Origin of the sequence: Streptomyces lancefieldiae (assembly GCF_031845825.1) — a bacterium.
GTDB lineage: Bacteria > Actinomycetota > Actinomycetes > Streptomycetales > Streptomycetaceae > Streptomyces > Streptomyces lancefieldiae.
In genome coordinates this window covers 1-17,099 of sequence record NZ_JAVRFH010000032.1, presented here as the reverse complement: position 1 = coordinate 17,099, position 17,099 = coordinate 1, and the positions used below count along the sequence as shown (strand labels likewise).

General features: G+C 72.5%; 18 protein-coding genes and 1 pseudogene. 13 read left to right on the top strand and 6 right to left on the bottom strand.

What is annotated here, in order from left to right:
- Positions 1-28 precede the first annotated feature (28 nt).
- Positions 29-1,021, top strand: a complete 993-nt coding sequence (locus RM812_RS26640) for a WD40 repeat domain-containing protein (RefSeq protein ID WP_311577026.1) — start codon at positions 29-31, stop codon at positions 1,019-1,021.
- On the opposite strand, the gene RM812_RS26635 is transcribed toward RM812_RS26640, so the two are convergent.
- On the bottom strand, positions 995-1,792 hold the full coding sequence (locus tag RM812_RS26635) for a TetR/AcrR family transcriptional regulator (RefSeq protein WP_311577024.1): 798 nt from the start codon (positions 1,790-1,792) through the stop codon (positions 995-997). The two genes, RM812_RS26640 and RM812_RS26635, sit on opposite strands and share 27 nt — an antisense overlap.
- A 90-nt stretch (positions 1,793-1,882) precedes the next feature.
- On the opposite strand from RM812_RS26635, the gene RM812_RS26630 reads away from it, so the two are divergent.
- The 5 genes from RM812_RS26630 to RM812_RS26610 all read left to right on the top strand — a co-directional run bounded on the left by RM812_RS26630 (position 1,883) and on the right by RM812_RS26610 (position 6,230).
- Positions 1,883-2,869: an ATP-binding cassette domain-containing protein gene (locus RM812_RS26630; protein ID WP_311577022.1), complete on the top strand. Its 987-nt coding sequence runs from the start codon at positions 1,883-1,885 to the stop codon at positions 2,867-2,869.
- Positions 2,866-3,690 carry an ABC transporter permease gene (locus RM812_RS26625; RefSeq protein WP_311577020.1) on the top strand — a complete coding sequence of 275 codons (825 nt, stop codon included), beginning with the start codon at positions 2,866-2,868 and terminating at the stop codon, positions 3,688-3,690. The genes RM812_RS26630 and RM812_RS26625 overlap by 4 nt, the downstream gene beginning before the upstream one ends.
- A 124-nt stretch (positions 3,691-3,814) precedes the next feature.
- On the top strand, positions 3,815-4,354 hold the full coding sequence (locus RM812_RS26620; protein ID WP_311577018.1) for a hypothetical protein: 540 nt from the start codon (positions 3,815-3,817) through the stop codon (positions 4,352-4,354).
- Positions 4,355-4,356: 2 nt separating this feature from the next.
- Entirely contained in the window at positions 4,357-5,556 is a 1,200-nt protein-coding gene (locus RM812_RS26615; protein ID WP_311577016.1) for a sensor histidine kinase, read from the top strand.
- On the top strand, positions 5,553-6,230 hold the full coding sequence (locus RM812_RS26610) for a response regulator transcription factor (protein WP_311577014.1): 678 nt from the start codon (positions 5,553-5,555) through the stop codon (positions 6,228-6,230). Before RM812_RS26615 ends, RM812_RS26610 begins: the two co-directional genes overlap by 4 nt.
- Before the next feature lie 24 nt (positions 6,231-6,254).
- Here the strand turns inward: RM812_RS26610 and RM812_RS26605 are convergent, their stop codons facing one another.
- Positions 6,255-7,454, bottom strand: coding sequence for a methyltransferase (locus RM812_RS26605; RefSeq protein WP_311577011.1), 1,200 nt, complete (start codon positions 7,452-7,454; stop codon positions 6,255-6,257).
- 42 nt (positions 7,455-7,496) lie between these two features.
- On the opposite strand from RM812_RS26605, the gene RM812_RS26600 reads away from it, so the two are divergent.
- Entirely contained in the window at positions 7,497-7,604 is a 108-nt protein-coding gene (locus RM812_RS26600) for a DUF397 domain-containing protein (protein ID WP_311577008.1), read from the top strand.
- Positions 7,605-7,741: 137 nt separating this feature from the next.
- Here the strand turns inward: RM812_RS26600 and serC are convergent, their stop codons facing one another.
- On the bottom strand, positions 7,742-8,860 hold the full coding sequence (gene serC, locus RM812_RS26595) for a phosphoserine transaminase (RefSeq protein WP_311577006.1): 1,119 nt from the start codon (positions 8,858-8,860) through the stop codon (positions 7,742-7,744).
- A gap of 109 nt (positions 8,861-8,969) precedes the next feature.
- On the opposite strand from serC, the gene RM812_RS26590 reads away from it, so the two are divergent.
- Both RM812_RS26590 and RM812_RS26585 read left to right on the top strand, forming a co-directional pair.
- Positions 8,970-11,828: an FAD-binding and (Fe-S)-binding domain-containing protein gene (locus tag RM812_RS26590; RefSeq protein WP_311577003.1), complete on the top strand. Its 2,859-nt coding sequence runs from the start codon at positions 8,970-8,972 to the stop codon at positions 11,826-11,828.
- Positions 11,829-11,945: 117 nt separating this feature from the next.
- On the top strand, positions 11,946-12,503 hold the full coding sequence (locus RM812_RS26585) for a DinB family protein (RefSeq protein ID WP_311577001.1): 558 nt from the start codon (positions 11,946-11,948) through the stop codon (positions 12,501-12,503).
- 137 nt (positions 12,504-12,640) lie between these two features.
- On the opposite strand, the gene RM812_RS26580 is transcribed toward RM812_RS26585, so the two are convergent.
- Positions 12,641-12,925, bottom strand: a complete 285-nt coding sequence (locus tag RM812_RS26580) for a hypothetical protein (protein ID WP_311576998.1) — start codon at positions 12,923-12,925, stop codon at positions 12,641-12,643.
- Positions 12,922-13,182, bottom strand: a complete 261-nt coding sequence (locus tag RM812_RS26575) for a hypothetical protein (protein WP_311576995.1) — start codon at positions 13,180-13,182, stop codon at positions 12,922-12,924. The genes RM812_RS26580 and RM812_RS26575 overlap by 4 nt, the downstream gene beginning before the upstream one ends.
- A 147-nt stretch (positions 13,183-13,329) precedes the next feature.
- On the opposite strand from RM812_RS26575, the gene RM812_RS26570 reads away from it, so the two are divergent.
- From RM812_RS26570 to RM812_RS26555, 4 genes and pseudogenes are all read left to right on the top strand, one after another.
- Positions 13,330-13,581: a GntR family transcriptional regulator gene (locus tag RM812_RS26570; protein WP_311576992.1), complete on the top strand. Its 252-nt coding sequence runs from the start codon at positions 13,330-13,332 to the stop codon at positions 13,579-13,581.
- A gap of 54 nt (positions 13,582-13,635) precedes the next feature.
- Positions 13,636-14,451 (top strand): class I SAM-dependent methyltransferase, encoded by an 816-nt coding sequence (locus RM812_RS26565; protein ID WP_311576990.1) that lies wholly within the window; start codon positions 13,636-13,638, stop codon positions 14,449-14,451.
- Between the two features lie 76 nt (positions 14,452-14,527).
- The gene (locus RM812_RS26560) at positions 14,528-16,108 is read left to right on the top strand and encodes a VCBS repeat-containing protein (RefSeq protein ID WP_311576986.1); all 1,581 of its coding nucleotides are present in this window, start codon (positions 14,528-14,530) and stop codon (positions 16,106-16,108) included.
- Positions 16,109-16,191: 83 nt separating this feature from the next.
- A pseudogene (locus RM812_RS26555) lies at positions 16,192-16,313 on the top strand (IS630 family transposase); the annotation flags it as partial.
- A gap of 63 nt (positions 16,314-16,376) precedes the next feature.
- On the opposite strand, the gene RM812_RS26550 reads toward RM812_RS26555, so the two are convergent.
- A complete protein-coding gene (locus RM812_RS26550; RefSeq protein WP_311576982.1) occupies positions 16,377-16,838 on the bottom strand; it encodes a hypothetical protein in 462 nt (153 codons plus the stop codon).
- Positions 16,839-17,099 lie beyond the last annotated feature (261 nt).

The window sequence follows — 17,099 nt, the reverse complement described above, 5'->3', positions numbered from 1 at the left end:
CCGCCGGGCGGGATGGCAGTCTTGGGGCATGCGCCGACCCCTCGCCCTTGTCGCCTCGGCCCTTCTCGTGGGCGCGTTCGCCGTGCCCGCCTCCGCCGCCGACGGGGACGGCCAGATCGCCGGGTCCGGCGGATTCACGATCAAGGACCCGCGCATCACCGAGTCCAGCGGCCTCGCCGCCTCCCGGCTGCACCCCGGCATCTACTGGACGCACAACGACCAGGACAACGGGCCGTACCTGTACGCCGTGGACGGCGCCACCGGCGAGACCGTCGCCCGCGTCGCGCTCTCCGGCGTCGGCACGCCCCGGGACGTCGAGGCGATCTCCATAGGCCCGGACGACCGGATCTACGTCGGCGACATCGGGGACAACCTCGGCGGCACCTGGCCGCACGTGTGGATCTACGAGCTGCCCGAGCCGAAGGAACTGAAGGACCAGACCGTCAAGGCCGCGCAGTACGTGGTGAAGTACGCGGACGGTGCCCGTGACGCCGAGTCGATGGCCGTGCACCCGAAGACCGGGCGCGTCTACATCATCGACAAGAAGGAGGACGGCGGGCACCTGTACGAGGGGCCCGCGAAGCTGTCGACGTCCGGCACCAACGTCTTCCGGCCGACCGCCCCCGTCGATCTGTGGGCCACGGACGCCGCGTTCTCCCCGGACGGCGAGCAGCTCGCCGTGCGCGGCTACCTGGGCGGCATCTGGTACGCCTGGAACGGCGGGAAGATCGAGCGCAAGGGGCGGATCAGCGTGCCGCTGGGGCAGGGCGAGTCCGTCACCTACACCGCCGACGGTGCGAAGCTGCTGCTCGGGATGGAGGGCGAGCAGAGCCCGGTGCGGGCCGAGGACGCGCCCGGGGCGGGGTCCGGTGGCGGGGGCGAGGAGTCGTCCTCGGGTGCCGGGGCCGCCGCGTCCGACGAGGACGGCTCCGGCGGTGACACGCTCAAGTTCGGCGCACTGGGCCTGATCGTCGCGTGCGCCGCCCTGTTCGGGCTACGCAGACTGTTCCGGCGCGGCTGAGCCGGCGGAACCGTCCGCCGCGGTCCGCGCGGCCACCAGTACCTCCAGCCCGTCCAGGATGCGCTGCAGACCGAACTCGAAGTGGTCGAAGTCGGTGCCGAACGTGTCCTCGGAGAGGGAGGCCAGGACGGGGTAGCGCCCGCTGGTCATGGCCTTCTCCAGCACCGGCTGCTGGGCCTGCCAGAACTGCGCGTCCGTCAGTCCGGAGCGGCGCTCGGCCTCCTCCTGGTACACCTGTGTGCGGGCCGCGCCGACGACGTACCCGTCGATCATGATGATCGCCGACACCAGCTCGCGGTCGGTCAGGCCCATCGGCCTGATCCGGGTGAGCACCTTCTCCATGCCGTCCAGGGCGGCCGGACCGAGGATCGGGCGGGACTGGTTGACCTCCAGCAGCCAGGTGTGGCGGCGGTAGAGGGCGAGGGTGGCGCGGCCGAGGGCTTCCAGCGCCGAGCGCCAGCCGCCGTCGCCGAGGTCGCCCGGGTCCTCGGACGGGCGCTGCGCGCGGTCCAGCATCAGGTCGATCAGTTCGCCCTTGCCGGGGACGTAGCGGTACAGGGACATCGTGCCGGTGCCCAGCTCGGTGGCGATGCGGCGCATCGAGACCGCGCCGAGCCCGTCCCGGTCCGCGACCTCGACGGCGACGTCCACGATCCGCTCCAGCGTCAGCCCCGGTCTGGGCCCCCGGCTGGGCCGTCGGCCGGTGTCCCACAACAGGTCGAGGGTGCGGCCGATGTCGCCGCTGCCGCTGCTTTCCGTGCCGCTTGCCATGAGGGCAGTTTAATTCCGCGAAACAAAACTGGGTACGGTGTACGCGTAATCGGGTACGGTGTACTCAGTTAGGGAGTGAGAGGGGGACCCATGAGCGACGGACACGCCGTACGGGCCGAGGGCCTTCAGAAGCGGTACGGCGACAAACACGCCCTCGACGGCTTCGACCTGACCGTCGGCGAGGGCACGGTGCACGGCCTGCTGGGGCCGAACGGCGCCGGCAAGACCACCGCCGTGCGCATCCTGTCCACGCTGGTCAGGCTGGACGGAGGACGGGCCGAGGTGGCCGGACTGGACGTCGCCCGGCAGGCGCGCGAGGTGCGGGCGCGGATCGGCCTCACCGGGCAGTACGCGGCCGTGGACGAGGTGCTCACCGGTCGGCAGAACCTGGAGATGTTCGGACGCCTGTTCCACCTGGGCGGCAGGCGGGCCCGGGCCCGCGCGGTCGAGCTGCTGGAGCAGTTCGACCTGACCGACGCCGCCGACCGGGGCGTCGGCAAGTACAGCGGCGGCATGCGGCGCCGCCTCGACCTCGCCGCCTCGATGATCCTCGCCCCGTCCGTCCTGTTCCTGGACGAGCCGACGACGGGCCTCGACCCGCGCAGCCGCGGCGAGGTCTGGGACTCGGTGCGGGCGCTGGTGGCGAGCGGCACGACCGTGCTGCTGACCACGCAGTACCTGGAGGAGGCCGACAGGCTGGCCTCTCGCATCACCGTCATCGACCAGGGCAGGGCCATCGCCGACGACACCCCGGACGGGCTGAAGAACCTGGTCGGCGGCGACCGCGTCGAGGTCGTGGTCGCCGAGCGGGCGGAGATTCCGAGGGTGGTGAAGGTGGTCGCCCGCGTCTGCGACGGCGAACCGGAGGCCGACGAGGAGGCGCTGCGCGTGCACGCCCCGGTCACCGACCGGGTGTCCGCGCTGACCGAGGTGGCGCGCACCCTCCAGGACGAGGGGGTCCGGGTGGAGGACATCGGGCTGCGCAGGCCGAGCCTCGACGACGTGTTCCTGCGCCTGACGGGACACCGCACGAGCGCCGCGGGTGTGAGGGAGAAGAAGGAGGCGGTGGCGGCATGAGCGCCCTCGACCCGACGACGGCGCCGCCCGAGCGCGGCCGCCTGTTCTGGCTGCTCGCCGACTGCGGCAACATCGTCCGCCGCGGCCTGACCCACTACCAGCGCCAGCCCGTCAACATCGCCTGGCAACTGGGCTTCCCGATCCTGTCCGTCCTCCTGTACGGCTATGTCTTCGGCAGCGCGATGACGGTGCCCGGCGGCGGGGACTACAAGGACTTCCTGATGCCGGGCATGTTCGCGATGACCATGGCGTTCGGCTTCATCAACACGGCGACCGTCGTCGTGTACGACTCCACGAAGGGCGTCATCGACCGGTTCCGCTCGATGCCGATGTCGTCCTCGGCGGTGGTGGCCGGGCGCGGGGTCACCGATCTGGTCGTGGCCTGCGCGGAGTTGGCCATCATGATGCTGACGGCGATGGCCATGGGCTGGCGGCCGGACGGCGGCTGGGGCTTCCTGGCCGCGTTCGGGCTGCTGCTGTGGCTGCGGTTCGCGCTGATCTGGATCGGTGTGTGGCTGGGGCTCCTGGTCCCGAACCCGGAGGCCGCGGGCGGTCTGTTCGCGGTGGCCTTCCCGCTGACGATGATCTCCAGCATCTTCGTCGCCCCGCAGCTCATGCCCGACTGGCTGGGCTGGGTGGCCGCCTGGAACCCCATCTCCTCCACGGCGGCGGCCGCCCGCGAGCTGTTCGGGACGCCGGTGGGCGGCGGCGACGCGTGGGTCGAGCAGCACGCGCTGCTGATGGCGGGCGTGTGGCCGGTGATCCTGACGGCGGTCTTCCTGCCGCTGTCGGTACGGCGGTTCCAGCGGCTGAGCCGGTAGGGCCGGAGCGGGGCGACCGGGCCGGCCGGGCCGTGGGTGGAGACCGGGGGAGCGGGGGATCTCCACCCCCGGCTCCACCCACGGGCCCGGGTGCCGGGCTCCTCTCCGGAGCAGCCTTGAGGGCATGACAGCGACCGAGTGGATCACCGACATCGCCCTCGTCCTCGTCGTCTTCCGGCAGCTGCGGGAAGGCCGACTCGACCGCAAGACGTTCCTGGTCCCGCTGGGGATCGTGGCCTTCGTGGCGTACTCCTACCTGGACTCCGTCCCGACCGACGGCAACGACCTGCCGCTGATCGCGGCCCTGGCCGGCGTGGGGGCGGCGCTCGGCGTCGCGGGCGGCGTCTTCACCCGGATCAGGGCACTCGGCGGTCACCTGATGATCAAAGCCGGCGCCGTGTCGGCGGTCCTGTGGGTGCTGGGCATGGGAGCCCGCATGGGCTTCCAGGTCTGGGTCGAGCACGGCGGTGGCGCCGACGACGTGGCCCGGTTCAGCATCGCGCACCACATCACGACCGACCAGGCCTGGGTGGCGGCGTTCGTGCTGATGGCGGTCACCGAGGTGGTCACGCGGGTGGCCACGATCCACCTGCGCAGCCGCACCCGCGCCCGGTCCCTGACTCCTGCCGCCCCCGTCGCGCCCGTCCTCGACCGTACGGCCTGACCGTGCGCTATGTTCTGCCGGTGCCCGCCACCGACAACCCCCCGCCGCCGCACCCGGGGGCGGACCCGCGGCCGGTCCCCGGTCAGGACCCACGTGTGCAGTGGGGCCTGAGCCTCGCGGTCATCGCCGTAGGAGCCCTGACGATCCGGCCCATGGGGTTCGGCGGCCAGGGACTGGCGGTCGCCGTCCTCTTCGTGCTCAACTCCGCGGCACTGCTCGGCCGGGGCCTGCCCGAGCACCGGGTTCCCCCGCGGGTGGCGCTCACCTGGCTCACCTCCGGCATCGCCGCGGCCATCGCCCTGATCGGCGTCAGCGGTAGCGGTACGAGCTACCTGTTCGCCTTCTTCCTGGCCGGCCACATCGGCTACCGGCTCGACACCAGGCGGGCCCTCGCTCTCGCGGGGACGTGCTCCCTGCTCTGCGCCGGTGTCCTGTACTTCCACCTGGGGCCGGGGGACCCGGAACTGCCCTGGGTGCTCGGCCTCACCACCGGCGTCCCGGTAGTGGTCGGCATCCTCAACCGCACCCAGCGCCAGGCCGTACGGTCCGCGCTCTCGGCCGCCGAGTCGGCGGAACGCGCCGCCCGCGCGGAGGCCCGCACCGCCGTCCTCACCGAGCGCGGCCGGATCGCCCGTGACGTGCACGACGTCCTCGCGCACTCCCTCGCCGGGATCAACATGCAGTTGGAACTGGCCGACGCGCTGCTCGAAACCGGTGACCTGGAGAAGGTCCGGGAGGCCAACAACAAGGCCCACGGCCTGGTCAAGGAGAGCCTGAAGCAGGCGCAGTGGACCGTGCACGCGCTGCGTGAGGACGCGCTGCCGCTGCTGGAGAGCCTGACCGCGATGATCGAATCAGCGGGCCACCACGACGCCCTCACCGTCACGGGAAGCGTCCGCGAGGTGCCGGCCCGGGTGACCCAGAACCTGCTGAGGATCGCCCAGGAGGCACTGACCAACGCCGCCCGGCACGCTCCCGGCGGAGGGGTCGACGTGGAGCTGACGTTCGCCGCCGCGTCGATCACACTGAGGGTCCGCAACCGGCCCGCCACCCGCGCGGTGACTCCGGGCGTCGGCAGCGGAATGGGGTTGATCGGAATGCGCGAGCGCGTCGCCCTGCTGGGCGGGACGGTCGGCGCGGGGCCGATCACCGAGGGACGCGACCAGGGCGGCTGGCAGGTGGAAGCGGTGATTCCGGGATGAGTGGACAGACCGAGGGACCAGCGCGGCTGAAGGTGGTCGTCGCGGACGACCAGGCCGCCGTGCGGGAGCCGCTCGCCGCGGTGCTCGGGCTGGCCGAGGACATCGACGTCGTCGCGGCGGCCGCGGACGGCGGCGAGGTGCTGGCGGCGGTGGCCGCCGGGCCCGTCGACGTGGTGCTGATGGACCTGCGCATGCCCGTGATGGACGGCATCGAGACCACCCGGCGCCTGAGCGAGGAGCATCCGGCGGTGGCCGTGGTCGTCCTGACCACCTTCGCCGACGACGACTCGATCCTGGGCGCCCTGGGCGCCGGTGCCCGCGGGTACCTCACCAAGAACGCGGGGCGCCAGGACATCACCCGGGCGATCCGGGCCGCCGGCGCGGGCCAGTCCGTACTCGACCGCGAGGTCCAGGACCGGCTGCTCGCCACGGTCCGGGCGAAGGCACCCGCCCCGGGCCAGGCGGCCCGGGAGCACCTGCCGGACGACCTCACGCCCCGCGAGCGCGAGGTCCTCACCCTGATCGGCCAGGGCCTGTCCAACCGTGGCATCGCCGAGAAGCTCTTCATCAGCGAGGCCACGGTCAAGACCCACATCAACAACCTGTTCGCCAAGGCCCACCTCCGCGACCGCGCCGACGCGGTCCGCCGCGCCATCGCGGCGGGGCTGGCCTGAGGGACGTACGGGTGTGAGCCACGATCAGGCCGGGCGGCGGCCGACCGCCTTGAAGAAGGTGTAGCAGAACACTCCGTCGGGCTCGGCCGTGCGTCGCAGGGCGGCGATGCCCGCGTCGAAGGTACGCGGATCGATCAGCCCCGCCGCGACGGCGGGCTCCCGGACACCCGAGACCATCGCGGTGAAGGTGCGTCTGGTGAAGCTGTCGGCCAGGTCCGGCCGACTGCCGTCGACATAGACGGTGCGCGGGGTGACGGCGATGTCCGACCAGTCCGCCTCGTGCAGCATGGGAAAGAGCCGTCGCCCGATGAGGGCGTCGCCGCCGGCGTGCCGCTGCAACGTCACCTGGCACGCGATGGCCGCACGCGCGGCGTCGTCGTCCGGATGGAAGTAGGCCGAACCGTGGTCCCCCTCGACGACGGTGACCGTGCCGCCGGGCCGGACCAGGCGACGCAGCCGCCGCAGAGCGTCGACCGGAGCGGGCAGGTGCTCGAGCAGGAAGCACACGAAGACGTGGTCGAAGGACCCCTCGGCGAAGTCTCCCTCCCGCTCCGGGAGCGCGAACACGTCCTTCTCGACGAACTCGACGTTCGACAGTCCCGCTGCGGCGACGCGACGCGAGGCCGCCTCCAGCGACTCCGGAGCGATGTCGACCGACACGAAGTCCGTGCCGGGGCTCTGCGAAGCCAGGGTGGTGGTCTGGGCGCCCACACCGCACCCCACCTCCAGGACCCGTTCGCCGGGCTTGAAGCGGGTGTCGCCGTGCAGCAACTCGACCAGGGCGCCCGCCTGGTCCGCGAGCCGCGCGCTCTCCTCGGAGCGGTATCCGTGCACGTATTGCTCGAACATGGTCATGGTCTCGATCACCTTCATCAACTGGTCCGGCTCCGCACTCTCCAGCGCGGCCACGAGCCGGTCGCGGAGCTGACTCCGCCGCCTGAGGTCCTCCTCGACGTCGACGAGGTGCGCGCGCAGGGTCGCCGCCGGGTCCGGATCCTCCTGGTCCAGCAGCGCCGCGACCTGCCGAAGCCCCAGGCCGGTCCGGCGCAGGGCCATCGCCCGGTAGAGACGGGTGACGTGCGCGGGGCCGTAACGGCGGTGTCCGCTCGGCGTACGTTCGGGAGACACCACCCCCATCGCGTCCCAGTGCCGCAGCACCCGCACCGACACCCCGGACGCCAGCGCCAGTTCCCCAACCGTCCACCACATCCCGTCGTCGTCCACGGCGCCAACGCTAGGTCCTCACACGGTGTCAGCTACAAGCCCGTGCGGCGGCGTCGCGGCACCGCCGTCCGCGACAGCAGGCAGCAGGACGGCCCCCTGCTCACCGTCTCCCGCGACGGCCGACAGGCCTTCCTGCGCCGATTCGAGTAGGGGAGGCATGAGACGGCCACCTACACCCCGAACTCTCCGGGCAGCAATACGATCGTCGAGGAGCAGGGCGTGCGGTTGCACGAAGGGCGCCCGGCGGATCGTCCGCCGGGCGCCCTGCGTCGTCGTACCGGTGACGACTACAGCTTCTCGATCACGTGGTCGACGCACTTCGTGAGCGCCTCGACGTCCGCCGGGTCGATCGCCGGGAACATCGCGACGCGCAGCTGGTTGCGGCCGAGCTTGCGGTAGGGCTCGGTGTCGACGATGCCGTTGGCGCGCAGCACCTTGGCGACGGCGGCGGCGTCGATGTCGTCCGTGAAGTCGATGGTGCCGATGACCTGAGAGCGCTTGGCCGGGTCGGAGACGAACGGGGTGGCGTACTTGGACTCGTCGGCCCACGTGTACAGGCGGGTCGAGGAGTCCTTGGTGCGGGCGGTGGTGAAGTCCAGGCCGCCCTGGCCGTTCATCCACTCGAGCTGCTCGCCCAGCAGGAAGAGGGTGGCGAGCGCCGGGGTGTTGTACGTCTGGTTCTTGCGGGAGTTGTCGATCGCGGTCGGCAGCGAGAAGAACTCCGGGATGTGCCGGCCGGACGCGTGGATCCGCTCGGCGCGCTCGATGGCGGCCGGGGAGAAGACGCCGATCCACAGGCCGCCGTCGGCGGCGAAGGACTTCTGCGGGGCGAAGTAGTAGACGTCGGTCTCGGCGATGTCCACGGGCAGGCCGCCGGCGCCGGAGGTGGCGTCGACCAGGACGAGGGAGCCCTCGTCCGCGCCGGCGACGCGCTTGACGGGCATGGCGACGCCGGTGGAGGTCTCGTTGTGGGTGAACGCGTACACGTCCACGCCGGCCTCGGCCCGCGCCTCGGGGTGCGTGCCCGGGTCGGAGGAGACGACGGTCGGCTCGGCCAGCCACGGGGCGAGCTTGGCGGCCTTCGCGAACTTGGAGGAGAACTCGCCGAAGCTGAGGTGCTGCGACTTGTTCTCGATCAGGCCGTGCGTCGCGACGTCCCAGAACGCGGTGGAGCCGCCGTTGCCGAGGACCACCTCGTAGCCGTCGGGGAGCTGGAACAGCTCACGGATGCCCTCGCGGACCTTGCCGACCAGGTTCTTGACGGGCGCCTGGCGGTGGGAGGTGCCGAGGAGGGACGTACCGGTGGCGGCCAGGGCGTCCAGCGCCTCCACCCGCACCTTGGAGGGACCCGCGCCGAATCGACCGTCCGCGGGCTTGATGTCAGCAGGAATCTGGATCTCAGCCACGAGCCGGAGGGTATCTCTTCGGCGAAACCGGACGGAGACATGTCCGTCCGATGAGACGAGATCTCCGCCCTACGGACCTGTGGTGAGCTACGAAGGCCATCCTGGACGCATGACCGATCTGGAGGCAGCACTGCGGAAGGCCGTCCGGGGCGAGGTCGGCTTCGACGTCACCTCACGGGCACTGACCACCATGGACGCGTCCAACTACCGGCGGGTCCCGCTGGGCGTGGTGGCGCCGGCGGACGCCGACGACGTGGCGGCCGTGCTGGAGGTGTGCCGGGCGCACGGGGTGCCGGTCGTGGCGCGGGGCGGTGGCACGTCGATCGCGGGGCAGGCGACGGGCACGGGCGTCGTCCTGGACTTCACCCGGCACATGAACCGGCTGCTCTCGCTCGACGCCCGGGCGCGTACGGCCGTCGTCCAGCCGGGACTGGTCCTCGACCGCCTCCAGGAGGCCGCCGCCCCGCACGGCCTGCGCTTCGGCCCCGACCCCTCCACCCACAGCCGGTGCACGCTCGGCGGGATGATCGGCAACAACTCGTGCGGCTCCCACTCGGTGGCGTGGGGCACGACGGCGGACAGCGTGCGCGAGCTGACGGTGCTCACCGCGCGCGGGCGGCGCCTGCGGCTCGGGCGGGAGTGGGCCGGGGCACCGGAGGGCCTGCGCGAACTGGTGGACCGTGACCTGGCGCGGCTGCGCACCGGCTTCCCCGAGCTGCCCCGCCGTATCTCCGGCTACGCGCTGGACGCGCTGCTGCCGGAGCGGGGCGCGGACGTGGCCCGCTCCTTCTGCGGTTCGGAGGGCACGCTGGGCCTGCTGACGGAGGCGGTGGTCGACCTGGTCGAGGCGCCACGCGCGCGGGCGCTGGCGGTCCTCGGGTACGCCGACGAGGCCGGCGCGGCTCAGGCGGCGGCCGGGCTGCTGCCGCTCGGGCCGCTGACGGTGGAGGGCATGGCGGTGGACCTGGTGCCGTCCGCGTCCGCGGCCGGGCTGCCACGGGGCGGGGCCTGGCTGTTCGTGGAGACCGGCGGCGAGTCGGCGGCGGAGGCACGCGCGCGTGCGGAGGCGGTCGTGCGGGCGGCCGATGTCCTCGACGCCCTGGTGGTGACCGACCCGGCCGGGCAGCGGGCGCTGTGGCGGATCCGGGAGGACGCGAGCGGCACGGCGACGCGGATGCCGGACGGCTCGGAGGCGTGGCCGGGCTGGGAGGACTGCGCGGTGCCCCCGGCCCGGCTCGGCGCCTATCTGCGGGACTTCCGGGGGCTGCTGACCGCTCACGGCCTGCGCGGGACGCCGTACGGGCACTTCGGTGACGGCTGCATCCACGTACGGATCGACTTCGACCTGCTGACGGACGCCGGGGTCGCCCGTTTCCGCCGCTTCTCCCGGGAGCTGGCCGACCTGGTCGTGGCGCACGGCGGCTCGCTGTCCGGGGAGCACGGGGACGGGCAGGCGCGGGCGGAGCTGCTGCCGCGGATGTACGGGGAGGAGACGGTCGCGCTGTTCGAGCGTGCGAAGTCCGTCTGGGACCCGGACGACCTCCTCAACCCCGGGATGCTGGTCCGCCCGGCGCCGCTCGACACGAACCTGCGCTTCGCCGTCCTGCCGCGCGAGCCGGTGGACGTGGCGTTCGGCTACCCGTCCGACGGCGGCGACTTCTCGGCGGCGGTGCGGCGCTGCGTCGGGGTCGCCAAGTGCCGTACGACGTCGGCGTCCGGCTCCGGGGTGATGTGCCCGTCGTTCCGCGCGACGGGGGAGGAGGAGCACTCCACGCGGGGCAGGGCGCGGTTGCTGCACGAGATGCTCGCCGGTGAACTGGTGACCGACGGCTGGCGCTCCACGGAGGTCCGGGACGCGCTCGACCTGTGCCTGTCCTGCAAGGGCTGCCGCTCCGACTGCCCGGTCGAGGTCGACATGGCCACGTACAAGGCGGAGTTCCTGCACCACCACTACGCGGGCCGGCGCCGTCCCGCCGCCCACTACGCGATGGGGTGGCTGCCGGTGTGGCTGCGCTGGGTGGCGCGTACGCGTACGGCGCCGGTGGTCAACGGGCTGGCCGCCGTGCGGCCGTTGGCGGCGCTGGCGAAGCGGCTGGGCGGGATCGCGGGCGAGCGGGAGGTGCCGCGGTCGGCGGGGGAGACGTTCAGCCGGTGGTGGCGCGGGCGGCGTCCGGCTGCCGGGCGGACCGGCGACCTGGTGGTGCTCTGGCCCGACACCTTCACCGAGCACCTGTCTCCGTCCGTCGGCCGGGCGGCGGTACGGGTGCTGGAGGCGGCGGGGCTGCGGGTGGTGCTGCCGCCGACGCTGCGGGGGCGGGCCGTCGGGGACGGTGCCTCGAAGTCGGCGGCCGCCCTGCTGACCGCCCGCCGGGGCCGGGTCTGCTGCGGCCTGACGTACCTCTCCACGGGCCAGCTGGACCGCGCCCGCGCGGTGCTGCGCCGCACGCTGGACCTGATGGCCCCGGTGCTGGAGACGTCGGCGCCGGTCGTCGTCCTGGAGCCGAGCTGCGCCGCCGCCCTGCGCACGGACCTGCCGGAGCTGTTGCACGACGATCCGCGCGCGGGCCGCCTCGCCGGGAGGGTGCTCACCTTCGCGGAGGTGCTGGAGCGCCACGCCCCCGACTGGACCCCGCCCGCCGTGGACCGCCCGGTCACCGGCCAGACCCACTGCCACCAGCACGCGGTCCTGGGCGACGCGGCCGACCGCCGCCTGCGCGAGGCGGCGGGGCTGACGGGTGAGTTGAGCGGCGGCTGCTGCGGTCTCGCGGGCAACTTCGGTTTCGAGGCCGGTCACTACGAGGTGTCGGTCGCTTGCGCGGAGGACCAGCTGCTTCCGGCGGTGCGCGAGGCGCCGGACGGGGCGGTGGTCCTGGCGGACGGCTTCTCGTGCCGGACGCAGCTGGAGCAGCTGGCGGGGGTGCGGGGGCGGCACCTGGCGGAGGTGCTGGCGGAGGGTCTGGGGGAGTGAACGGGCGGTCCGCCCCTTGTCCTTCGCGGTCCAGGACGATCTAGGACACCGGCTGGCCTCGATGGTTCATAGCGTGCTCCTTGTCCGACGGAAGAGAAACACCGGAAGGCGGAGAGCATGACCTTCGACGAGATGACCACCCGCGACCGGGCCGGGGCCCCGGCCGTCACCGGTGAGCGCGCCGACCTGCTGGAGACGCTGGCCAAGCACCGGCACTTCCTGCGCTTCACCACCCGTGACCTCACCGACGAGCAGGCCGGACTCCGGACCACCGCCGGCGAGCTGTGCCTGGGCGGCCTGATCAAGCACGTGGCCGCGGTCGAGCGGAGCTGGGGGGACTTCATCCTGAACGGCCCGTCGGCGATGGGGGACTTCACGGCCATGACCGAGGCCGACTGGGCCCGGCGGGCCGACGAGTTCCGGATGCTGCCCGGTGAGACGCTGGCCGGTGTCCTGGCCGCCTACGCCGAGGTGGCCCGCCGGACCGACGACCTGGTCGCCACCCTGCCCGACCTGGGGGCCTCGTGGCCGTTGCCGAAAGCGCCGTGGTCCGAGCCGGGCGCGCGGTGGTCGGCCCGCCGGGTGTTGCTGCACATCATCGCCGAGACCGCTCAGCACGCCGGCCACGCCGACATCGTCCGTGAGTCCCTGGACGGCGCCAAGACCATGGGCTGACCGGTGACGCGGCCAGGATGCCGTTCCCGACGGCGGACGGGCGGTGCCGCGGGGGCGGCACGTGGTGGAGGTGTCGGCGCAGGGGCTGGCAGTCCCGGGACACGGTGACAGAACCGGCCCGGGTGTCATCGGCCCGCTCAGTTGAGCCCGCGTAGTCTCCGCCCTCGGCTCTCGGCCACCCGTAGCGCGTCCGCGAGGGCTTGGGTGAGGCACTCGGCGAGGTAGCGGAGTTCGCCGTGCGGGGCACGCGGGAGGAGATCGTGGGCGTGGGCGAGGAGCTCCGCTCCCATGCCGAGCTGGGTGGCCTCGGTGGTGTCGGCCAGCCGTGAGACGGGGCCGCCGTCGTCGTCGGTGACGAGGTAGCAGGGCTTGCCCTCGGCGCCGGACCAGGGGAGCAGGCGGGGCTCGCGTGATGTCGTCATGCCGCGGCCTCCAGTTCGCCCGGCGCGCCCGCGAGGAGGTATGGGCGGACGGCCACGGTCTCTGTGCCGTCGAGGGTGGTGGGCAGGCCGTAAGGGCTGCGGTGGGCGGGGAGTGCGGGGAGGGGCATGACGCCGGCGGCGGACGGAGTGGGTGGTGCGGTACGGACCGCTGGACGCGGGCTGGTGCGGTGGTGGGCGCCTCGGGGGACGGGCGTCAGGCGCAGTCGTGCGAGGAGGCGGCCGATAAGGTCGGTCATGTCATCAGCTCCGATCAGGTACAGCTGGTGGCCGTGCCCCCGGACGGCTCCACCCGTCGCGGGGGTCTGGCAGTTCTCCAGAGCATTCTAGGCATGCTAGGGACCCTACGTATCGCCTATTGCGCTAAGTATGCTCATGCTGAATTGGTGATCGAGTTTGTTCCCGACATCCCCCGCTGGCGTCAGGTTGCCGAGGTGGTGCGTGGTCGCATCGCCGACGGCACCTACCCGCCGCGTACGCGCGTCCCTTCCGTCGTACAGCTCACCGCGGAGTTCGGGATCGCCAACGCGACGGCGCACAAGGTCCTGCGGGCGCTCCGCGAGGAGGGGCTGACCTACACGGAGCCCGGCCTCGGATCCTTCGTGGCTCACCGGCCGGATGACAAGGGCGAGGCGTAGCACCGGGCTCGTGCCGGATGGACTGCCCCACCGGGTGGTCGCCAGAATGCACGGATGACGACCCCTGAGTTGACATCAGAGATCGTGAGGTTCTACAGCGAGACCGCCGACGAGGCGGACCGGCTGGACACCACGGCCGACGGGCGTCTGGAGATGGTACGCACGCAGGAGTTGCTGCGCCGCCACCTCCCCTCGGCGCCGGCTCGGGTGCTCGACGTCGGTGGTGGTCCCGGGACGCACGCCCGGTGGCTTGTCGAGGACGGGTACGCGGTGCATCTGGTCGACCCGATTCCCCGTCACGTGGAACAGGCCAGGGCCACCGGCGCGTCCGTCGAACTGGGCGATGCGCGACGTCTCACGGCCGACGACGGCTCCTACGACGTCGTCCTCATGCTGGGCCCCCTGTATCACCTGCCGGAACGGGCGGACCGGGACCGTGCGCTCGCGGAGGCACGCCGTGTGGTGAAGCCCGGAGGGCTGCTGGCGGTCGCCGGTATCAACCGGTACGCGTCGCTGTTCGAGCATGCCGCGTACGCCCACCTGCACAAGGAGTCGATGCGGGAGAGCATCGGGACGATCCTCGCGACCCAGGTCCACGACGGGAAGAAGGCGTTCACGACGGCGTACTTCCACAGCGGGGAGCAGTTGCGCGACGAGGTGGCGGCGGCGGGGTTCACCGGTGCGGAGGTCTTCGGGATCGAGGGGCCTGCCTGGGCCCTGCTGGCGGCGGCGGAGCGGAACACCGGTCAGTCGTTCCGGGAGTCGAGCCTGTTCGAGTCCGTCCTCACGGCCGCGCGCATGGCCGAGCCCCATCCGGAGCTGCTGGCGGCGAGTTCGCATCTGCTGGCCGTCGGGCGTCGGCCGGTCTGACACGCGGGACCGCGCCTGGGCGCCCTGCTCCGCGCGGGCCTGGGGACGGGGCGGAACCGCGTGGTCCGGTTGGTGCGTGATCGTTCGTATGGACGGTTCGGGTGACCAGGTGGCAGGGCCGCGGCGTCGCGTCGGCAAGCGGGCGTGGGCGATCGGGGGCGGTGCGGCCGTCGTCGCGTTGGCGGTCGTGGTGGGTGCGGTGGTCGCCGACGACGAGCCGTCCGACATCACCGCGTCGCACGCGTGCCGGACCTCCGTCCACGGCGGCGCGCCCGCCACCCGGCCCGGGCCGGACCGGTCGGCCCCGCCCGGCACCGCGCCCGCCGCCGACTTCGACGGGGACGGTCACCCCGACCTGGCCTTCGGCTCGCTCGGGAGCGTGAAGAACGGGAGCGGCGGCGGCAGCATCGAGGTCGCGTACGGGTCGGGGGACGGGACGGGGCTCGACCGGTGTCAGTACCTCACGCAGGACGACCCCGCGATACCCGGGAAGAACCGCGACGAGGCGTTCTTCGGGACCGACGTGGTGGCCCGCGACTTCGACGAGGACGGCTACACCGACCTCGCCACCGCCGTCTTCGACTGGAAACCGAGCCTGATCATCATGTGGGGTTCCCCGGGCGGGTTGTCACGGGCCACCCGGGTGCCGGGGACGGACGGCAGCCACGTCTCCTGGGACATCGACCCGATCCTGGAGGAGCAGCTCGCCGCCGGCGACTTCGACGGTGACGGGCACGCCGACCTGGTCTTCGGGCTCGGCTCCGACGAGGGCCTGCTCAAGGGCCCCTTCGAACGGAACGGCACCCCGGCCGCGACGGGCGCCGTCCCCGCCCCGCGCCGGCCCGAGAAGGACATCGAGACCGCCAATTACCAGGACCTCGTCGCCGGGGACCTCAACGGCGACGGCGCCGACGAGCTGGTGACCTTCCACTACGACGCGCCCCTGGACGCGTCCTGGTCCCAGACGCGCTGGCCGGTCGGCTACTTCCAGGGCGGCCCGGACGGCCTCACCCAGCCGGACGGCGTCGACCTCCCCGACGCGTCCACGGCGGCCGTCGGCGACGTGGACGGCGACGGCTACGGCGACCTGGTCCTCAGCCCCCGGGGCGGCGACGCGAGCCGCAGCTCGGTGACCGTGGTGTACGGCTCGGAGACGGGGCCGGGGAAGCGGACGACGACCGTCGACCGCGACACCCCCGGCGTGCCCGGTGAGGAGCCCCAGGACGAGGACGCCGTCCTCGTCTCCCTGGACACCGGGGACGTGAACGGCGACGGCTACGCGGACGTGGTGGCCGGGGCTCCCCGGTGGGACCCGTACGCGAAGCCGGGCCCGGAGCAGGTGCTGTTCCTGGCGGGCGGCCCGGACGGGCTCACCGGGGAGGGGGCCCGGGTGTTCGAGGCGGGCGACCTCGACGCCGGCTCGGGCGGGCGGGCCGGTTTCGGCGCGTCGGTGGGTCTCACCGACCTGGGCGGCGACCGCCGTGCCGACCTGGTGGTGGCCGCGCCGGGCAGCGACACGGTCGACGGCTCCGCGTGGCTGCTGCCCGGCACGGCGGACGGACCGTCCACCGGGGGCGTCACCCGGCTGTACGGGGACACCTTCGACGACACCGAGGGGCTGGGCCTGCTGTTGGGCGGCGGCGGGATCGCCCGCTAGCGCTTTGACCGCATAGGTTCACCGAGTTGATGGTCATGGCGGTTGGATGTGCGGTGACGCCCGATCCGACCGCCGGAGGCGCGGTGGCCGAGCCTGTACGAATGCGCAGACGACCAACCAGGAGGGGCAACGGCTGCAGCAGATCGTGCGCTGCGGCAGCACGAGTTCCGTGCGCTATCGGCGCGCGATGATGTTGCTGGCTTCTGGGGCGGACGCCCCCTCAAAGCCGCAGCTTGCCCCAACCTGGCGAACCTACGCGGTCACAGCACTAGATGTGGATCAGGATCTGTCGTAGGGGATGTCCGAGCGCGTTCGTGAGGGAGGCCAGCTCCTCGTCGGTCAGCCATCCCCGATTCGGATACATGACCTCGAGCCTGAACCGCGCGAAGCCCATCGGCCAGTCGTACACCAGCTCGTTGAGCGACGTCTCGGCGTCACAACAGGGAACGGTGACCATGAGCGTTGAAAAGCCCTCGTCGTAGCGCTCCGAGACTGCCTTCCCCCACCAGCCGGGTGAGCACTCCGCACCGCAGTGCTGGCAGGAGATCTTCTTCAGATTGGCGCCGCAGTCGACTACCTCGACGCTGTCGTGCCACTTGGCTTCCAGGCCACGGCGGGCGTCGTCGTCGGCAAGCATCCCGGACAGCACGACCGCAGCACGATCCGCCGCATCCTTACTGGGCCGCCAGTACGGATCAGTTGCAATCACCGTCAGGTAGTTGTCACTCATTGCCCGCCTCCCGTGCCCGCCAGGGGCCGCTCCTCGTCCACCAACCCGGCGAACCTATCCGGTCGCAGCACTAGTAGGGCTTGGTCATGTTGGTGCGGGGTCTGGCATGTCGCGGTGACAGGTGGGGCAGGCGCCGGTCCAGGTCGCGAGGAGTATCTGCAGCTCGCGGACGACTCGGTAGAGGCTCAGGCCGACGCCGTCTCTTTTGGGGATCGGCTCAGTCGCTGGAGGGTGCAGAAGGCGTGGGCGACTGAGACGAGG

Bases quoted from the DNA above. Each gene is read 5' to 3' on its own strand.
- RM812_RS26590 (WP_311577003.1), top strand. From the start codon at position 8,970: ATGACCGATCTGGAGGCAGCACTGCGGAAGGCCGTCCGGGGCGAGGTC.
- RM812_RS26630 (WP_311577022.1), top strand. From the start codon at position 1,883: ATGAGCGACGGACACGCCGTACGGGCCGAGGGCCTTCAGAAGCGGTAC.
- RM812_RS26565 (WP_311576990.1), top strand. From the start codon at position 13,636: ATGACGACCCCTGAGTTGACATCAGAGATCGTGAGGTTCTACAGCGAG.
- RM812_RS26550 (WP_311576982.1), bottom strand. From the start codon at position 16,838: ATGAGTGACAACTACCTGACGGTGATTGCAACTGATCCGTACTGGCGG.
- RM812_RS26640 (WP_311577026.1), top strand. From the start codon at position 29: ATGCGCCGACCCCTCGCCCTTGTCGCCTCGGCCCTTCTCGTGGGCGCG.
- RM812_RS26580 (WP_311576998.1), bottom strand. From the start codon at position 12,925: ATGACGACATCACGCGAGCCCCGCCTGCTCCCCTGGTCCGGCGCCGAG.
- RM812_RS26620 (WP_311577018.1), top strand. From the start codon at position 3,815: ATGACAGCGACCGAGTGGATCACCGACATCGCCCTCGTCCTCGTCGTC.
- RM812_RS26635 (WP_311577024.1), bottom strand. From the start codon at position 1,792: ATGGCAAGCGGCACGGAAAGCAGCGGCAGCGGCGACATCGGCCGCACC.
- RM812_RS26585 (WP_311577001.1), top strand. From the start codon at position 11,946: ATGACCTTCGACGAGATGACCACCCGCGACCGGGCCGGGGCCCCGGCC.
- RM812_RS26575 (WP_311576995.1), bottom strand. From the start codon at position 13,182: ATGACCGACCTTATCGGCCGCCTCCTCGCACGACTGCGCCTGACGCCC.
- RM812_RS26610 (WP_311577014.1), top strand. From the start codon at position 5,553: ATGAGTGGACAGACCGAGGGACCAGCGCGGCTGAAGGTGGTCGTCGCG.
- RM812_RS26625 (WP_311577020.1), top strand. From the start codon at position 2,866: ATGAGCGCCCTCGACCCGACGACGGCGCCGCCCGAGCGCGGCCGCCTG.